This window comes from Alcanivorax sp. MD8A (genome assembly GCF_002888555.1).
Classification (GTDB): domain Bacteria; phylum Pseudomonadota; class Gammaproteobacteria; order Pseudomonadales; family Alcanivoracaceae; genus Alcanivorax.
On sequence record NZ_AQOQ01000001.1, the window covers coordinates 162,172 to 180,046 of the forward strand.

Annotated in this window: 15 protein-coding genes; 4 read left to right on the forward strand and 11 right to left on the reverse strand. The window is 59.3% G+C overall.

All coding sequences use genetic code 11. From position 1 onward, the window contains the following. Positions 1-51: 51 nt before the first annotated feature. The 8 genes from A15D_RS00665 to A15D_RS00700 all read right to left on the reverse strand — a co-directional run bounded on the left by A15D_RS00665 (position 52) and on the right by A15D_RS00700 (position 9,380). The gene (locus A15D_RS00665; RefSeq protein ID WP_233191989.1) at positions 52-2,277 is read right to left on the reverse strand and encodes a TonB-dependent receptor; all 2,226 of its coding nucleotides are present in this window, start codon (positions 2,275-2,277) and stop codon (positions 52-54) included. Positions 2,278-2,496: 219 nt separating this feature from the next. Next, positions 2,497-3,474 carry a FecR domain-containing protein gene (locus A15D_RS00670; protein WP_102790360.1) on the reverse strand — a complete coding sequence of 326 codons (978 nt, stop codon included), beginning with the start codon at positions 3,472-3,474 and terminating at the stop codon, positions 2,497-2,499. Continuing rightward, positions 3,474-4,046 carry a sigma-70 family RNA polymerase sigma factor gene (locus A15D_RS00675; protein WP_102790361.1) on the reverse strand — a complete coding sequence of 191 codons (573 nt, stop codon included), beginning with the start codon at positions 4,044-4,046 and terminating at the stop codon, positions 3,474-3,476. Before A15D_RS00675 ends, A15D_RS00670 begins: the two co-directional genes overlap by 1 nt. Positions 4,047-4,217: 171 nt before the next feature. Continuing rightward, positions 4,218-6,605 (reverse strand): TonB-dependent siderophore receptor, encoded by a 2,388-nt coding sequence (locus tag A15D_RS00680; protein WP_102790362.1) that lies wholly within the window; start codon positions 6,603-6,605, stop codon positions 4,218-4,220. A 143-nt stretch (positions 6,606-6,748) separates the two neighbouring features. Next, entirely contained in the window at positions 6,749-7,732 is a 984-nt protein-coding gene (locus A15D_RS00685) for a FecR domain-containing protein (RefSeq protein WP_102790363.1), read from the reverse strand. Then, positions 7,733-8,263: a sigma-70 family RNA polymerase sigma factor gene (locus A15D_RS00690; protein ID WP_102790364.1), complete on the reverse strand. Its 531-nt coding sequence runs from the start codon at positions 8,261-8,263 to the stop codon at positions 7,733-7,735. 70 nt (positions 8,264-8,333) lie between these two features. Next, positions 8,334-8,714 carry a nucleoside diphosphate kinase regulator gene (gene rnk, locus A15D_RS00695; RefSeq protein ID WP_158245769.1) on the reverse strand — a complete coding sequence of 127 codons (381 nt, stop codon included), beginning with the start codon at positions 8,712-8,714 and terminating at the stop codon, positions 8,334-8,336. A 228-nt stretch (positions 8,715-8,942) separates the two neighbouring features. Further along, entirely contained in the window at positions 8,943-9,380 is a 438-nt protein-coding gene (locus tag A15D_RS00700; protein ID WP_102790366.1) for an Rrf2 family transcriptional regulator, read from the reverse strand. Between the two features lie 114 nt (positions 9,381-9,494). Between A15D_RS00700 and hmpA the strand changes: the two genes are divergently transcribed. The 3 genes from hmpA to A15D_RS00715 all read left to right on the forward strand — a co-directional run bounded on the left by hmpA (position 9,495) and on the right by A15D_RS00715 (position 13,751). After that, entirely contained in the window at positions 9,495-10,712 is a 1,218-nt protein-coding gene (hmpA, locus tag A15D_RS00705; protein ID WP_102790367.1) for an NO-inducible flavohemoprotein, read from the forward strand. 169 nt (positions 10,713-10,881) lie between these two features. Next, positions 10,882-12,249, forward strand: coding sequence for a wax ester/triacylglycerol synthase family O-acyltransferase (locus A15D_RS00710; RefSeq protein ID WP_102790368.1), 1,368 nt, complete (start codon positions 10,882-10,884; stop codon positions 12,247-12,249). A 146-nt stretch (positions 12,250-12,395) separates the two neighbouring features. Continuing rightward, entirely contained in the window at positions 12,396-13,751 is a 1,356-nt protein-coding gene (locus tag A15D_RS00715; protein WP_102790369.1) for a wax ester/triacylglycerol synthase family O-acyltransferase, read from the forward strand. A gap of 47 nt (positions 13,752-13,798) precedes the next feature. Here A15D_RS00715 and A15D_RS00720 read toward each other — a convergent pair whose 3' ends face one another. From A15D_RS00720 to A15D_RS00730, 3 genes are read right to left on the reverse strand one after another with little or no spacing between them, the layout of a single operon-like run. Beyond that, positions 13,799-14,320, reverse strand: coding sequence for a HugZ family protein (locus tag A15D_RS00720; protein ID WP_102790370.1), 522 nt, complete (start codon positions 14,318-14,320; stop codon positions 13,799-13,801). After that, the gene (gene hutX / locus A15D_RS00725; protein ID WP_102790371.1) at positions 14,317-14,727 is read right to left on the reverse strand and encodes a heme utilization cystosolic carrier protein HutX; all 411 of its coding nucleotides are present in this window, start codon (positions 14,725-14,727) and stop codon (positions 14,317-14,319) included. The genes A15D_RS00720 and hutX overlap by 4 nt, the downstream gene beginning before the upstream one ends. An 18-nt stretch (positions 14,728-14,745) precedes the next feature. Next, the gene (locus A15D_RS00730) at positions 14,746-16,773 is read right to left on the reverse strand and encodes a TonB-dependent hemoglobin/transferrin/lactoferrin family receptor (protein ID WP_199175720.1); all 2,028 of its coding nucleotides are present in this window, start codon (positions 16,771-16,773) and stop codon (positions 14,746-14,748) included. A 253-nt stretch (positions 16,774-17,026) separates the two neighbouring features. On the opposite strand from A15D_RS00730, the gene A15D_RS00735 reads away from it, so the two are divergent. Then, positions 17,027-17,875, forward strand: a complete 849-nt coding sequence (locus tag A15D_RS00735) for a hemin ABC transporter substrate-binding protein (RefSeq protein ID WP_102790372.1) — start codon at positions 17,027-17,029, stop codon at positions 17,873-17,875.

A 17,875-nucleotide genomic window follows, 5' to 3' on the forward strand; every position in this document is an offset into this window, starting at 1 on the left:
GCAGAAGGCAGCCCGTGGGCTGCCTTCGTGGTCAGTCTGATCAGGGTGGCATCAGAAGTTATAGCGCACATCCATGTTGATGGAGCGGCCGGGTTCGAGCAGGGTTTCCACGGTGGGGAACTCCTGGCCGTAGCTGGCACGCTCGGTGTATTCCTCATTGTTCACGTTGTCCACGGACAGGCGCAGGGACAGGGCGTCAATGGGGGTGTAGTTCACGTACACGTCCACCACGGTGTAGCTGTCCTGCTTCTCTCCGAGGCCCCGGGATTCAAGGTCGTCGTTCTCCAGGGCGATTTCGGCGGTCAGGCCCAGTGCCCACTGGGTGTTCGGCCAGTTCAACTCACCGCTAATGGCAACCTGCTCTCCCAGCGGGACGGTAAAGTAGTTGCCGTCGTAGGAGGTGGCATACTCATCGTCCATTTTTGAATCGATGTCGGCATAGGTCACTGCCAGGCGACCGAGCGGAGCACGGTAGCCGAGGGTGGCATCAAAGCCGTCGATGTCGAAATCGGAGTACAGATCCGGGCCGCCGCCCCAGGTGGGTACCCGGGCATCACGAATGCCAGTTTCGAACTGGTTGGCTTCGGCGAAGAAACCGTTCCAGTTGGCCTTGAAGCCGACGGTGTGGTTGTGGGCCTTCACCGGCATCATGTCGCCGTAAACCCAGGCGCCGTTGAGGATGAAGTTTTCGGCAAGAGCGGTACCGCCCCAGACATCGGCATAGCCGGCATTAATAGCAAAGTGCTCGTTGAAGTGGAATTCGGCGAACACATTGGAGCTGGTGCCTTCGTCGTCGTGTTTGGAGTCGTCGGTGCCGGTGAAGTCTTGCTGGTCATAGCGCAGGCCATAAGAGAGGTCCAGGCGCTGGAACAGATTCTGACGGAACTGCACAAAGGCACCGGTGTTTTCGGCGCTTTCTTCCAGATCCGGGTCGCCGGCAAACTGGAACACCGCACTGTCATCGTAGTAGTCCAGACCGGCGGTGATATCCACGAAACCGGTGTGGAAGGTGTTCTTGGCCGTAGCCGAGGTGCTTTCGGTGATGCCGGTATAGACCACAGTGGTGGTCGGTGCGGCCAGCGGGTTCTCGCTGGTTTTCAGCTCGGTTTCATTGTTGGCAACGGTGACCTCCGGATTCCAGAAACCACTGCCGGTGAGACGGCTGTACCCCAGCACGGTGTTCTGGCGGGTCAGGTCGTAGTTGCGCGAATCCGGCACTGGACGCCCTGCGGTGAGACCGGAAAAGTTGGCGCGATAGGGGCGTTCGGAATCGTCATTGACCTGTTCGTGGCTCAATTCGATGCGGCCCATGTCTTCGTTTTCGTAGGCCAGTTTGGCCAAACCACTGACCAGGGCTGGCTCGGTATAGAGCACTTCGTCGCCATTGCCGTCTTCGTAGTTGTCACCGTCGACCTGCTTCACGTAACCCAGTGCTTCAAAACCATTGCTGCGGCCAAACAGGGAGCCTGCGGTGGTCAATACATCCCCGTTGGTCGCGTAGCGTCCATGCAGAAATCCCCCGAGGTTATCGCCAGGGGCGAGCATGTCAGCCACGTCGACGGTTTCATATTTCAGGGCACCGCCCAGTGCGCCAGGGCCGTCGTCGGCAGCGGCGACACCGGCAGAGGCGCTGACAGATTTCAACAGCGAAGGATCAATCAACGTGGTGGCGTTGTGGTGAAAGATCTTGTTGTTCTGGCGCGCGCCATCCACAGTCACCAGCAGGGCGGTTTCTTCCACGCCACGTACGTAGACTTTCTCGTTAATGGGGATGGAGCCACCCACAGATACAGACGCTTCGTTACGGAACAGGTCTTTGGTGTCCTGGGGCTGCAGGCGGGTGATGTCGGAATAATCGTAATCGACGATGTCTTGCGGACTTTGCTGGGTGACGGTCACGTTAACCGGGTCCAGGACATTGGCGGCGTTGTCGTCTGCACCACGCAGGGCAAAGGAACCATCGCTCTGGCGGCTGGCGGTCATACCGGTGCCGGAGAGCAGACGGGTAAGGGCTTCTTCTGGCGTATAGCTGCCTTGCAAGCCGGGGCTTTGTTTGCCAGCGGCCAGTTGCATGTCGCCAGCGATCAGTACGCCGGAGGCGCTGGAGAATTGGGTGAGGACGGTGTTCAGCGGACCGGCCGGAATATTGTATTGCTGCGCGCCAGCAGATTCTTCGGCATGGGCGGCCAGCGGCAGAGCCAGCGGCACACTCAGGCCCATGGCCAGACTCAGTGTCAGGGCGCGCATGGCGGCAGGGGTACGTTGAAAGCGTTTCACGGTATCTCCTCTTGTCAGTATGGGATGTCCCCGGCGCATCCTTTTGACGGGGTTTAACTGACATATCGAACAAGGCGGCTAAAAGCGGAAAATTTTTTTCAGTTTTTTGTGCCGTTGAGCGAGTGGCCGGTGGTAGCGGCAGGGTGGCAATGGGCGAATGCCGATCTCATCCGTCATCTTGGCATCGCTGGCGGAGATGGGCTCGCGCCCATGTCCGCCCTAGGGCGTGGCGGGTTCGATGCGGGTCCACCACGGCAGGGGCTGGTCGATGCGGATGGGGAGAGCGTTCTCCAGCATGCCCAGTGCCTGCTCGGGGTTGTCCAGCGGGAAGCCGCCAAAGACGCGCAGATCGGCCACCTGGGGTGATAGCTGGATATGGCCGTGTTGGTAACGCCCCAATGTATCAATCAGGTCGGCCAGACGGATGTCTTCGGCGATGATCCTTTTCTTGTGCCAGGCTTGCTGGCTCAGGCGCGCAGGTTCCAGCGGGGCGATGTGGCCCTGGCGGAAACGGGTCTGTTCAAACCGCTTTACGACGGTGCGCTGCTGGTGCCGGGTGGTGATTTCCACAGCGCCTTCGTACACCGACAGGAAGGTGTCACGGCCGTCCTGGCGAACAGAAAAACGGGTACCCAGAGGGCGCAGTTCTCCCTGCGGGGTGTAGACCACGAGCGGGCGGGTGTCTGCCCCCGTCTGGATCAGAATCTCACCACGGATCAACTGGATCTGACGCAGCGGGCCTTCCATGAAAGTGTCCACGGCGGAGTCGGTGTTGAGCCAGAGCTGGGTGCCGTCAGCCAGCGTCCAATGCTGAATGTCGCCCGTGCCGGTGCGGTACTGCGCCTGCCAGGCTGCGGCGATTTGTGGCAGCGATGTCTGTTGCCAGCTGAACCAGCCCAGTCCCAGCGTGCCGAGTGCCGCGCCCATGCCCTTGATCATGGTGCGCCGTTGCACCCGGTTGGTTCTGGCCTGTTGCAGGGTGGCTTCGGTGTGATCGGGGTGGTTGCCGGTGGCGGCACTGAATTGCTGTTCGATCCGCTCTACCAGCTGCCAGCCCAAAACGTGGTCCGGGTGCTGTTTCAGCCAGGTCAGCCAGCGCTGGTTGTCCTTGGGGCTGGCATCGCCGGAACGCAGCAGGGCGAACCAGTCGGCGGCATCACTGAGTACCTGATGGTCAATGTGGGCGTGGTCTGTCATCACGAGATACGTTTCTCAGCATTGCCAATCGTCTCTGCGGGAGCGTCGCCAAGGATATGCCCTTCCAGTCGCGCCTGCAGGCGCAGGCAGGCCAGCATGGCTTTGGAAAGATAGTTGCGCACGGTGCGTTCTGAGACATTCAGCAGTTGGGCGATTTCACGGCCGGTAAGGCCATGCACCATGGATTGAAGGAAGGCGTCGGCCACGGGCTCGGGCAGGCGTCGCAACATGGCATCCACTTCGATCAGGGCTTCCATGGCGGCGGTCTGTTGCTCGGCGGAGGGGGCTTCCTGCTCGGGATGGCTGGCCAGCGTATCCAGCCAGGCCTGCTCGATTTCGCGGCGTCGCCACAAGTCCACACACAGTCCCCGTGCCATCCGGCTCAGGTAGGCGCGGGCGGTGTACTGGTTCAGGTATCGGGGTTTGGTGAGTAGACGAATAAAGGCGTCGTGCGCGAGGTCGGCGGCATCATCGGTATTGCCCAGCCGGCGCCGCAACACCTGGTGCAACCAGCCGTGGTATTCGCTGTATAACGTTTCTACGGACAGGGAGTCCTGTATCGCCCCGGACATGATCACGCCCCCAGAGTCTGTGACCAAATAATGAACGGGCAGTCTAAATGGGAATGGGTATCATTACAATGATGTTGTAGGAGGGGGCACGGTTGGAGCGTCTCGAGTCGGGCGGAAATCGGCGAATGCCGATCTCCGCCATCCGGGCAGAGCCAGTTTACCGTGATTCGCTTACCATTTTCCTCTTAGCGCAACGGTCCATGAACGAGGTTCCCCCCAGTATTGGCGGCCATAACCAGAATCAATGGCGTTAGCGTAATACTCTTCGTCAAGCAGGTTGTGCAGGTTCAATGCGATGTCCAGCTGCGGGTTGATCTGGTAACGGCCGAAAGCGCCGACGAGGGTGCGGGCGTCTTGCGACATACCCCACTGGCCGTAGCTTTTGGTGCTGTTATCGATGCTAACGCCGGTACTCCATTTTTGACTGGGCGGGGTGTAGCTACCGGAGAGTTTGGTAATGCGAACGGTCTCGTCGTTGTCGTCTTTTTTGTACTGGGTAAAACCGCCCATGATCTGGATGCTTTCAGTCACTCGTCCTGCCAGGCCAAGGTCAAAGCCATCGGTGGTAGTCTTGCCATTGGCTTCATAGCACCAGCCACCACAAGCATTGTTGGCATCAAAAGGAATGCTGGAGTTCAGTAGTGCTTCGTTGTCTTTGCGGATTCTGAAGGCAGTAACGGAGGCGTTGAGCAGTCCGTCGTAAAACTCTCCTTTGAAACCTGCTTCGTAGCTGGCGCCCAGCTCCGGGTCCAGCGTGTTTCCACTGGTGTCTTTGGCCGATTGCGGGTTGAAGATATCCGTATAACTGGCGTAAACAGAGGCCCAGCTGTTCAGGTCATAGGTCAGCCCCATATAAGGCGTAACGATGCGATCTTCGTCCCGTTCGGTGCCGGAATACTCGTAGTGATACCAGCTCAGGCGACTGCCAATGATCGCTTTAAGGCGGTCTGTTACCGTGAAGTGACCGGCAGCGTAGCCGCCATACTGGCGGGTGATTTGATCGTTGATGGGCTGATTGAGTGTTATCTCAGGGGCGGGGACACTGGTCTGCGGATCAAAGCCATACAGGTTGGTGCTGTAATCCGTGCCGTCGCCGGAGATTCCGGTCCACAACCTTTCTGTCCAGTTGCCGCCGAACACCAATTCATGGCTCCGTCCGAATAATTCCAGTGGGCCTCGCAGGTAGAGCTCAGCATCGTCACTGGTCTCCTTGTTGTACTGCCCCCACCGACTGAAGGTGGCGTCTCCCGTATCGGAATCAAAGCTCGACAGGGTGCCGAACAGCCAGTCTGCTTCGGATTTCATGGTGGAGGCCTGCACGATCAATAACCAGTCAGACGGCAGCTGTTGTTCTACCTTGGCACGATAGGTGGTGGCATATTTGTTCCAGCGATTCCAGGCGGGGGCCAGGAAGGTGGAGCGGCTCCAGTCCATGTCGTTACCGGCATTGTCAGAGGGGAGGCCGCTACGGTCAGTGACGTTATCGTAGATATCTTGCGTCTGGATGCTCAGGCTGAGGAGGGTGCTGTCGGTCAGGTCGCCCTCGATGATGGAGTAGAAGACCTTTTTCTTTTCACGCTCCACATTCCGGAAGGACTCTTCTGCCTGGTCAACGGCGACCACGCGAGCGCGGATACGATCTGATTCGGTCAGACCGCCGGAGACGTCTACCACCATGCGACGCAGATCCCAGCTCCCTGCCATCAGCTCGGCGGACGCCTGATAGTCACGGGTCGGACGTTTGTAGTTCATATTAATGACGCCGCCGGGTTGTCCTGCCCCATTCATGAGTCCCGCTGCCCCCAGCAGGATCTCGGTGCTGTCCAGCAGGGCGCTATCGGGGCCAGCGACCACCCCTCCATCAATACCCGAGGTGGAGGGTAGGCCATCATACTGAATGGCCATGGCATAGCCGCGTGCGGTGTAGCTTCTGCGGTCATCATCGGTGTGTCCAACACTGACGCCGGGCGCGAGATTAAGGATGTCTTCCATATCCTGGGCGCCGAAATCCTCGGCCACTTGATGGGTTACCACGTTAACAATCTGCGGCGTTTCCCGTGGGCTGAGTCGCAGTTTGGTGGTGGAGCTGATTTCTTCTTTTGTGTAAGACATGGTGCTTTCGGTGGATGGGGCGGCGCCATTGCGGGCACCGGCACTGACCTGGATCGGATCGAGCGTGGAGGCCGAGTCCTGCTCAGCACTGATGATCGAGACGGTATTGTTGTCAGAGAACCGGTAGCTGAGGCCGCTGCCTTGAAGCAGCTGGTTCAGGCCCTGTTCAACACTGAAAGTGCCCTGAAGACCGTTGCTTTGCTTGCCTGCCACCAGCTTGCCGTTGGTGCTGAGATAGACCCCCGCCTGTTCGGCAAAGGTGTTCAACGCCGCAGCCAGTGAGCCGGCGGGAATATTCAGTGTGACGGACTGGGTTTCGGCCATGGCCTGTTGCGGCAGCATGATCGGCAGCGCAATGCTGGCAAGGAACGCGCTGCCGAAAGTGAAGTGGGTCGCCACGGCTAGCGGTGTTAGCCGGTGCCGGATGGTGGGGAATGTTTGCTGCATGGTGAGGCCTTCCTCCAGGGTAATTTGACAGTTCTATGTCTCTACACGAATGAGCAGAGAAAAAGGGAAAGCACCGGGGAGAAAAGTCTCAGGGTTTGTCGTTTGCACACCTGACCAGGTACAGCGTTAAGGCACGTCTCGTGTCATTGTTCTGGTGAAATGGTGACCCACCAGGGGAACAGGCGCTCCACTTTGACTGGCAAGGTGGCTTCCAGCATGGCCAGGGCGTGGTCGGGTTGGTCGGTCGGGTAGGTGCCGACGACCTGAAGTTCAGCAACCTGGGGGGATACGGAGAGGTGGCCATGCCGATAACGGGCCAGTTCGTCGACCAACGATCGCAACGGAATGTGGTTGGCGATGATCAAGCCGTTCGCCCAGGCTTGGCGGGCATTGTCTGCAGGCTGTGGTTTGCCGATATGGCTGTTACTGAAGGTACTTTGCTGGCCGGCCTGCACCGTTAGAAACTGGCCCTGTTGGGTTCGAATTTCTACGGCACCCTGATACACCGCCAGCAGCACCCGGGAGCTCTGTTGTTGCACTGCAAAGCGGGTGCCCAGGGCGCGCAGGCTGCCTTGGGGTGTGTGAACGACGAAAGATCGCTGCAATGCATCCGGGGCGGTGTCAATCAGGATCTCGCCGTCCAGGAGGGTAATGTTTCGCCCGGTTTCCTGGTAGCGGATGTCAACAGCGGTGGCGGTGTTGAGCCATAACTGGCCACCATCGGCCAAGATCAGCTGGCGTTGTTCGCCGATAGTCGTGTGATGATCGGCGCTCAGGCTGTTGGCGAGACGCTGGCTGACCGAGGCAAGTGGGGTTTGGCGCCAAACCAACCACATTGCCAGCCCTGCGGCGCCGCCGCCCAGTACCTGTCGCCGGCCAATTCGGCGTTGACGAGTTGAGCGAATTATCTGGCTGGCATTCTCTCTGCCTGCCTGTTGCTGGGCGGTAAAAAAACGCTGTCCAACCTGTTCCACATATTGCCAGGCCTGATGATGATCTGGATGTTGATTGAGCCATGCCTGCCATTGCACTCTGTCTTCTGCACTGGCCTTCTCATCAGCCAGAGTGGCAAACCAATGTGCAGCTTCCTGCAGAATTTTATGATCGGGAAGTGCCGGCGTTGCCATTCAGTTCACCGCTTCATGGAAGCGAGCTTCGATCAACACGCACTCCATCATGGCCCTGGCCATGTAATTCTTGATCGTGCGTTCCGATACGTTCAGCTTCAGGGCGATATCCCGATAGGTCAGGCCTTCAATTTGCGAGAGGATAAAAGCGGTTGCCACTTTCTCCGGCAGCCGGCGCAACATGTCGTCGAGTTCGCAAAACGTCTCAATGATGATGGCGCTGTCTTCAGGAGAGATATCCATCTCTTGTGGCCGGGATGCAAGAACGTCCAACCAGGCCTGCTCGATGGACTGCCGCCGCCACAGGTCAATGCATAGCCGCTCGGCAATGGTTCGAAGGTAGCTTCGCGCGGTGTTTACGTTATTCAGGGGGCGAGGCCGGGTCAGTATCCGGATAAAGGTATCCTGAGCCAGGTCTGCGGCCAGGGCATGGCACCCCAGTCGGCGCTGCAACCAGCGCTGCAACCAGGGGTGATGTTCATGGTAGAGCGCTTCGAGTGGTTGCGTACCCGGCGAGGTTCCCTGCGACATCCGCCTTCCCTGTGCATTGGTAAAGTGTAAGGTTTGCACATCCTAAGTGGGAATGGGTCTCATTACAATGTCAGCTGCGGCTGACGGCTAGAAGAGTCAGGTTTAACGGCTTTCCCCGGTGGTGCCAGAGGATGCTGGCGCCGATTTCCAGACCCAGCATTGCCGCGCCAGCAGGAGTGAGGATGGAAATGCCGTCTGGATAGTGTTCCAGCTCGCGGGGCATCACCAGAATGCGAACGTGCTCCTTGCCGGTATCTTCGTTGCGGAACGTCAATTTGCTGCCCAGGCTGGCCACGTTGGCCGGCAGCATATCGGGGGCGACAACGGTCGCCCGCTCAAGCTCTCGATACAGAAATTCAATCTGCTCTGATTCGTCGTCGAGCCGCTCCAGCAATGCATAGAGCCGGTCCCTGTCCAGTTGGCTAACGGTAATCGGGGGTAAGGTGGTCATGGTGTTTTCCTGAGTATAAAGCCGAAAAGAGGGATGTGGGCTTCGCCGAACTCCCTGCATCACGGGCGTTCGGCGTCAGGAATGACGGGCAGGGGTGCTCGCAGCCTTCGCAGGGGTGAAGGCTGACAAAGAAAGGGGTTGGTCGCACAGACGGCGACAGGGGGTCAGGCGTGTTCTCATAGGGGCAGATTAGCCGGTCGGCGGTTTTTGTCCAGTGATGTTTTTGGCTCAGGCGGGGCCTTTGAAAAGTAGCTGTTCCAGTTCCCGTCGGTTCCGTGCCAGTTGGTCCAGGGTGTAGCCATCAAGGACTTCCAGAAATGCCTGTTGTGCCTGCTGCAGGACGCGTTTGAGTTTGCAGGCCGGATCAATCGGGCAGGGGGGATTGGGGCCGAAGCACTCCAACAGTTTCAGATTCTCGGTTTGACGTACCAGCCCCCCCACATTGATTGCCTGCGGGGATTGCGCCAGCACCAGGCCGCCACCCCGACCACGCAAGCTTTTGACGTAGCCCAGTTGCGACAGGGTCTGGGCGACCTTGGCCACATGGTTGGCGGAAATGCCGTAGTCGCGGGCGATCTCCTGCACCGTTACCGGAGTATCTCCGCCACGCAGGGAGAGGTGAATCAAGGTGCGCAGCGAGTAATCCGTATGAGTGGAAAGTTGCATGGCATTCGTACCGGGGCTTGACCACGTTAAAAGTGGTATCTAATATGCCTTTTATAAATAGGCATGTAAAATACCACTTTTAGTCGGCGCGACTACTACCCCAAGGAGACCGCCATGCTCACAGCGTCCCAACTGGCCGTGATCAAGCAAACTGTTCCGGTACTGCAGGAAGGAGGCGAGGCGCTTACTCGTCACTTCTACGAGCGTATGTTTCGGGAAAACCCCGAGGTGTTGCGGTTCTTTAACCCGGCCCATCAGAAAGCGGGCACCCAGCAGCGTGCGCTGGCCGGGGCCGTGCTGGCCTACGCGCAGAACATCGAGACACCGGAGGCGTTGGCCAGTGCGGTGGAGTTGATCGCGCAGAAACATGCGTCGTTGGGCATTCAGGCAGAGCATTACCCCATTGTTGGGGCCAACCTGTTGGCCTCTATTCAGGAAGTGCTTGGCGAGGCTGCGACCCCGGCGGTAATTGATGCCTGGGGGGCTGCCTATGGCGTGCTGGCGGATATCTTTATTCACCGGGAAAAACAGATCTACGATCACCATCAGCAGGATTATGGCTGGACCGGTTTCAAACGTTTCGTGGTCAAACGCGCTGTTACTGAAAGCGACACGATTCGTTCCCTGTATCTGGCGCCGGAAGATGGCAAGTCACTGCACCCGCATCTGCCGGGGCAATACATCACCGTTCGGGTAGCGCCACAGGCGGGGGGTGAACCAATCATGCGTAATTACAGCCTGTCTAACCGGCCCGGCGCGGACCAGTACCGCATTAGTGTGAAACATGAGCGAACACGGGAAGCGGGTGCGCCCGACGGGGTGTGTTCTTCCTTTATTCACCAGCAGCTGGCGGAAGGCGATGTGGTGGAGCTGGCGCCACCTTGTGGTGAGTTCACCCTGGATACCGGGGACGATCGTGCGCTGGTGTTGATTGCGGGTGGCGTCGGGATCACGCCGTTGCTGTCCATGCTCTACGCGGCGCTGGAGGCTAACCCGAACCGTGAGGTGTTGCTTGTCCAGTGTGTCTTGAATAGCGCGGTGCGTCCGTTCGCCAGTGAGCTGGCGCAGTTGCAGGGAGACTTTCCTCATCTGAGGGTTCACGTGCGCTATAGCGACCCGTTACCAGAGGACAGCGTGCAGCAAGGCGTCAGTCATGGCTTGCTGGATTCGGCTTTGCTGGACTCGCTGGTGGGCGAACAGGCCCCGGCGTTTTACCTGTGCGGGCCGGCGCCGATGTTGCGTCAGGGGTGGCAGCTGCTTGCCGGGCGTGGGGTAGCGAGCGAAGACATCCGGTTCGAATTTTTTGGCCCGGCGACAGACATTACCGCCTGAGGCAGGATGCATTTTCCACTGCGTTGAAACACAAGGTCCCGGATGGGGCCTTGTTTGTTCTGGATCTGCCACTTACCAAACACAACCAATTCCATAGTGTTTTTTGCGGTAAAACCCGCATGATGGTTGGGGTGATCGGTGTGTATTCATAACAATAAGGAGCCTGTTAATGGCCAAGAAACTGTCCATCATGGATTCCGGCTGGCTGATGATGGAAACCCGGGAGACGCCCATGCATGTGGGTGGGCTGGCCTTGTTTGCCATCCCCGAGGAGGCGCCGGCGGATTACATGGAAAGCATTTACCGTTATCTGGTGGATGTGGAGGGTATCTGTCGTCCGTTTAACCAGAAGATCCAGTCTCACTTGCCGCTGCGAATGGATGCCGGTTGGGTGGAAGATACCTCGTTCGATATTGATTACCACGTCCGTCATTCTGCCTTGCCGCGGCCAGGGCGAGTGCGCGAGTTGCTGGCGCTGGTGTCGCGGTTGCATGCCCAGCGTCTGGACCCCAGCCGGCCGTTGTGGGAGAGCTACCTGATTGAGGGGCTGGAAGGGAACCGGTTTGCGCTCTACACCAAGATGCACCATTCCATGGTGGACGGCGTGGCCGGGATGTACCTGATGCAGTCGCGGCTGGCCACCAGCGCGCAGGACCGCCTGCCGGTGCCCTGGTCAGGCAAGTGGGAGGCCGAGCGCAAGCCACGCAAGAGTAGTGGTGCCCCTGCGGTGTCGGGCGTGAGCGGGATGAAAAACACCGTTAATAATCTGCGCCGGGGCAGTGGCCAGCTGGTCGATCTGTTGCGTCAGCCCCGCGATGGCAATGTGAAAACCATCTACCGTGCACCCAAAACCCAGTTGAACCGACGTGTCACCGGGGCACGACGGTTTGCTGCGCAATCCTGGTCGCTACCTCGCATCAAGGCGGTGGCAAAACAGCATGGCGGTACCGTAAACGACATCTTTCTTGCCATGTGCGGTGGCGCCCTGCGCCGCTACCTGCTGAGTCAGGATTCCCTGCCGGATGATCCGCTGGTGGCGCAGGTGCCGGTTGCGTTGCGTAGCGCAGACCAGGCGGCGGATGGCGGCAACGCGATTACCACGGTGCAGGTCAGTCTGGGGACCCATATCGACGATCCCCAGGCGCGCCTGGATGCCATTCAGGATTCCATGAAAGGGGTCAAATCCCGTCTGGGAGACATGCAGAAGGCGGAAATTGATGTCTATACGGTGCTCACCAATGTCCCGCTGTCGTTGGGGCAGGTGACCGGACTTTCCGGGCGGGTGAGCCCCATGTTCAATCTGGTGATTTCCAATGTGCCAGGCCCCAAAGAGACGCTTTACCTGAATGGCGCCGAGATGCTTGCCACCTATCCGGTCTCGCTGGTGTTGCACGGCTATGCCCTGAACATCACGGTAGTGAGTTACAAGGACAGCCTGGAGTTCGGGGTGATCGGGTGCCGCGACACGCTGCCGCATATTCAGCGCTTTCTGGATTATTTCGAGGCCTCGCTGGCGGAGCTGGAGAGCCAGGCGTAGCCCTCGTGCAACCAAATTGAGACAAATTGTATATTTTGTCCGTTTTGATCACGAGGTTCCTTTCAGTGTCATGGTGACTTGCCTGCGCGGTGCGTAACGTGGCGTGCATAACCCTTCGTTGATGAATGCGCGCAGGAGTGCACACCTTGGGCAAGAAACTATCCATTTTTGATGCGGGTTTCCTGTTAATGGAAACCCGTGAAACCCCCATGCATATTGGCATGTTGCAGCTGTATGGTTTGCCGGATGATGCCCAGGCGGACTACATGGAGCAGGTGTACCGGCGCATGGTGGATGTGGAAGGGATCTGCCGGCCGTTCAACCAGAAGTTGCATTCGCGCATCCCGGGCGGGCTGGACTCCAGCTGGATTACCGACCCCAATTTCGACATTGACTACCATGTTCGCCATTCGGCACTGCCGCGACCTGGGCGGGTGCGTGAGCTGCTGGCGCTGGTCTCCCGCCTGCACGCCCAGCGTCTCGATCCCAGCCGGCCGCTGTGGGAAACCTATCTGATCGAAGGGCTGGAAGGGAATCGCTTTGCGGTCTACAACAAGATGCACCATTCCATGATGGACGGTGCTGGCGGCATGAACTTGCTGCAGTCGCGCATGGCCACCAGTCCGGACGATCACTTCCCGCCGCCCTGGTCTTCCGAGTGGAATACCCGACTGCCGCACAAGCGCAAAAAGAAGGGGCCGGCGCCGGCCGGGCTGGTGAAATCCCTGCGTAATCTGCAGCGCGGTACCGGGCAGTTTGTGGACCTGATGCGCCAGCCCAAAGAAAGCAATATCAAAACCATCTATCAGGCCCCCAAGACCGTTTTCAATCACCGGGTCACCGGGGCGCGACGCTTCGCCGCCCAGTCCTGGTCGCTGGAGCGCATCAAGGTGGCCGCCGAGAAGCACGACGGGACGGTCAACGATATCTTCCTGGCCATGTGTGGGGGTGCCATGCGCCGCTACCTGCTGTCACTGGACAAGCTTCCCCATGATCCGCTGGTGGCTCAGGTGCCGGTGGCGCTGCGTTCGGCAGAGGAGGCGGGTGATGGCGGCAATGCCATTACCGCGGTGCAGGTGAGTCTGGGCACCCACCTGCATGATCCGCTGGAGCGGCTGGAAGCCATCAAGGATTCCATGAACGGCGTGAAGGGCCGGCTCAAATCCATGGAAAAAGCGGAGATCGATATCTTCACCATGATCTCCAACCTGCCGTTGTCGGTGGGGCAGATGACCGGGATCTCCGGGCGTATCAATCCGCTGTTCAATCTGGTGATTTCCAATGTGCCGGGGCCGAAGCAACCCTTGTACATGGGCGATGCGAAAATGCTGGCGTCGTATCCGGTGTCGCTGGTGATGCACGGTTATGCGCTCAACATCACCGTGTTCAGCTACTGCGACAGCCTGGAATTCGGCATCATCGCCTGCCGCGAAACCCTGCCCCGGATTCAGCGCATGCTGGATTATCTGGAAGAGTCGCTGGCAGAGCTGGAAGGGAAGTAGATCAACAACGGAGGGCCAGACTTCAGTCATCTGGCCCCGTGTCCGGGTTATGCTTTGCGTTTGCGGTGTCCATCGCGCATGTGGTTGACCGCTTCACCGGCCAGGGTTTTGCCTTCCAGTTGATAGGCGCGAGCGAACCCTTTTACGTAGCGACCTTCGCGTGGGATCAGGCGGAACAGCTTGAAATCCCCCAGGGTGCTCAGGTTGAGAATGCGCTCGCCCAGACGTTGGTGAAGAGTGTCTACACCGGTTTTCCATTCCGGGCTGTCTTCCTGCAGCTTTTCGGCATCCATCAAATAGTTCACCCGCTTGCGGGCAAACAGTTCTTCTGCACTGTTTTCATCTTCCACGATCAGCACAGAGGCCAGGGGATTGGCCTGCAGGTTGCGTGCGTGCACGGCAATTTCGCTGATCAACACATAGAGGCACTCGTCGCCGATGGCGAAGGGTGCATAGGACGCAAAGGGCGCGCCGTCGTCGCGGATGCTGGCCAGTTGCAAGCTGCGCCGGCTGAGGATGAAGTCGACCACTTCCTGGTTGATCTTGCGGGTAAAACCTTCACTACTCATTGGTCGGCTCCGGTGTTGGGCAGGCTGAGGGTGTCACGAATGTTCAGGTAGGTTTTCAGTTGGTTCTCCAGCAGTTGGCCATTGCTGTCGCGGCCGAGAAATACCTTGAAGATATTGTCGCCCTGCTTGTCCTGAAAACAGAACGCATGGCTGTCACGGCCACGGTGCTGGCGGCTCTGCAAATAGATATGGTCGACGGCATCCAGGCGGATATGGCCGTGGAAGCCGGGAACCGGGCCATCCAGGTTGAAATAACCTTCCCCTTCCTTGCCGGCGGGGAAGGGGCCCTTGAATTCGAACACACAGCCGCCGTGCAGCACGATGGTGGTGGTGTTGTCCCAGGTGGCGAGCAGCTGCATCAAGGCTTTGGCGTCACTGCCTGGCAACGAAAGTTGTGGCTGGGTCATGAGCGTCTCCGGGCGCTATCAGAATTGATAGCGCAGTGAGGAAATGATCGCGCGGCCGGGGCTGTCCAGTTCGGACCAGGCTACCCGGTAGCTGCGGTCGGTGATGTTGTTCACGGTCACATCGGCACGGATGGCCGGCCAGGCTTTCGGGGTCCAGCTGGCATACAGGTCGGTGACGGTGTAGCCGTCGTAGGTGGTGTTGCCGGTATTGGTGGCGTAATCGGTCAGGTCCTGTTCACGGGCGTGGATCATGCGCACACCGGCGGTGAACTGGCTATCCCAGAAGCCGTAGAACAGGTCGGCGTTCAGGGTGTCTGCCGGGATGTTGGTCAGGTCTTCACCGGTATCTTCATCTTCGCCGCGGGTCTGGCCATAGCCGAGTCGAACACCAAGCGCCTCAAGACGGTATTCCGCCTCCAGCTCGAAGCCTTCCAGGGTGGCCTTGTCCACGTTGACCCAGTAGGTGTTGCCCGGGTCCATGGCCGGCGGCGGGAAGAACACAGGCGGGGTCACGATTTGTTCGATGAAGTTGTCCACTTTGTTCTGGAAGATAGCCGCCTTGACGGTGAGGCTGTCGCCCCCGGCCAGCTCGTTCCAGTCCATGCGCACCAACAGTTCGTTGTTGGCGGCCTGTTCCGGGTCCAGATCCGGGTTGGAAACAAAGGTGTTGCAGAACCCCGGGCCCATGCAGAAATGGGTGCCGGTGCTGTACAGCTCTTCGGCGCTTGGGGCCCGGAAGGCCTGATCGTGACGAAGGGTGACACGGGCCCACTCGGCCGCTTGCCAGCTCAGCGCGGCAGAAGGGGAGACGGCACTGTCGCTGCGGTCTTCGCTGAGGTTGTCGGCCTTGGTGGCGAAGTCGTCATAGCGCACGCCGAGCTCCAGATCCAGTGCGCCGGTGAGCGGGTAGGTACCCTGGGCAAAGACGCCCCAGACATCGGTGGTGGCGTCTGGCGGGGTGGGCCGGTTGCTGCCGCCTCGCTCTGCACTGAATTGTTCCTGGTAGCCGTCGACCCCCATCAGCAATTCCAGTTTGCCGAGCATGGCGGTGTGGTTCAGGTTGATGCCATACAGGTCCAGCTGGGTGCTGTCCGGGCGGCCATCACTTTCGCGGGTTTCATCCATCTCCACGCCATTCCAGTAGAACATGGCCTGGCTGTTGGTGCCGTCACCGTTGCCCAGATGGCGGTAGTCGATGGCCGCATTGCGGGTGGTCTGGTCGCGCTGGATCAGGAAGTTGCTGGTGCCATTGGCGGGAGCGCTGCCATTGGAAGGCACACCGCCGGAGAAGTCTGCCTGCCGCGCGGTAAAGGCAATGTTCTGGTTGTCGGCCAGATGCCAGACCAGTTTGCCCATGCCGCCATCTTCGCGGCTGGCGGAGTTGGCCAGGTTCTGGTCGTGGGACACTTCCATGTCGTCACTCTCGCGGTTGTAACCACTGACCAGCCAATCCACATGCTTGGTGGTGCCTGCAATGGCGGCGCTGCCACGTTTGTCATTGTTGTTGTCGTTGTAGGTGCCTTTCAGGAAACCGCCGACGCTGGCATCGGGCTGGATCAGGTCGGTGGGATCCACGGTGTTGAAAGAGGCGACACCGCCGACCGCGCCAGAGCCCCACAGGTTGCTGGCCGGGCCACGAATTACCTCGGCGGAGCGAATCAGCTCGGGCTCGATGAAGTAACTGGGGCGGTGACCGGATTCAAAGACCTGACGTGCGCCATCCACCAGTTGCAGTACCCGCGCGCCTTCCAGACCACGGATATTGATGCGCTGATTTTCAGAACGGGGGCCGCCCACGGTGGTGACATTGGGAATGTCTTTGACGAGCTCCGGCGCCGAGCTGGCCTGACGGCTCTCGATGCTTTCCGGGCTGACGGTGGCCACGGAGCGGGTGGCCTCTTTTTCGGTTTTGTTATCACGGGTTGCGGTGACGGTGACCGGCGCCAGCTCGGCCAGCACGATAGGTTCTTCTGCAGGGGAGTCAGCCATAACCGGGCTGGCTGCCAGTGCGATTGCCAGAGACAGAGCACGTTTGCGCAAATACATGTGGGTTTCCTCACAAGCCAAAAAGGACAGCGAATCTGCTTGGCGTGCGAGGGCTGGCTTGGCAGGAATCAGGATTGGGGCGCAAGCATATGCATTTGATTGTCGGCTGTAAACAGGAATCATTCCCATTGACGTTTGTGGCTCAGGCTGCCAGTATTTGCACCCTTGATGGGTGTGGGTATTGCTGACACCCGCAACCGTATTTCGTACCGGATGAGTCCGGGATGTTTATTCGTTGGACAGGGGAGCCGTTGTGCGAATTGTGAAAATGACCGGGAGTCTGTTGGCGGGCCTGATGCTGGCGTTGCAGGTACAGGCTGCCGAACCCATGCGATTGATCAGTGCGGATGCCGGCGCCACCAACATGATTGTGGCGCTGGGACTGGCAGATTCGCTGGTGGCAGTGGATGTGACCAGCCCGGCGTCTGGCGATCTTGCCGAATTGCCGCGCATTGGCTACCACCGCAACCTGTCTGCCGAGGGCTTGTTGAGTCTGTCACCGACCCATCTGGTGGGTACCGATCACATGGGCCCTGACACCACCCTGAGCGTGCTGGAAGGGGCCGGGATCGAGCTGATCCGGCTGCCGGCAGCCTATTCCTTGCCAGCCCTGGAAAGCAATTTGAAGACGATGGCAGAGGCGCTGGGTCGAGAGGCGCAGGCGCAGAGTCTGCTGGACCGTTTTGCCGCCCAGACTGCCGAGTTACAGACCCATTCCCTGAAGGGCAATAAGGTGGCGTTCATTCTCAGTGCGCGGGGCGGATTCCGTCTCGCTGGCGCGGGCAGTAATGCCGGGCAGGCAATGATTGACCTGCTGGGGGCGGATAACGTGGCGGATTTCGAGAACTATCGCACTGTGTCCATGGAGTCCCTGCTGGCTATGGAGCCGGATGTGATTTTGGTGGCCGGAGAGATGAGCGGAGATCCGGCCGCGGCACTGCTGGACAGCCAGCCCTTGTTGGCGCACACGCCGGCAGGCAAACGCGGGCATATTTACAGTGTGGATGGTGCCAGCCTTGTGGCGGGTTTGAGCCTGGCAGCGCTGGATGAGGCAGAACGGGTCGCCAACGCGGTGGGCAATCCGGATCCTTCCAGCCACTGA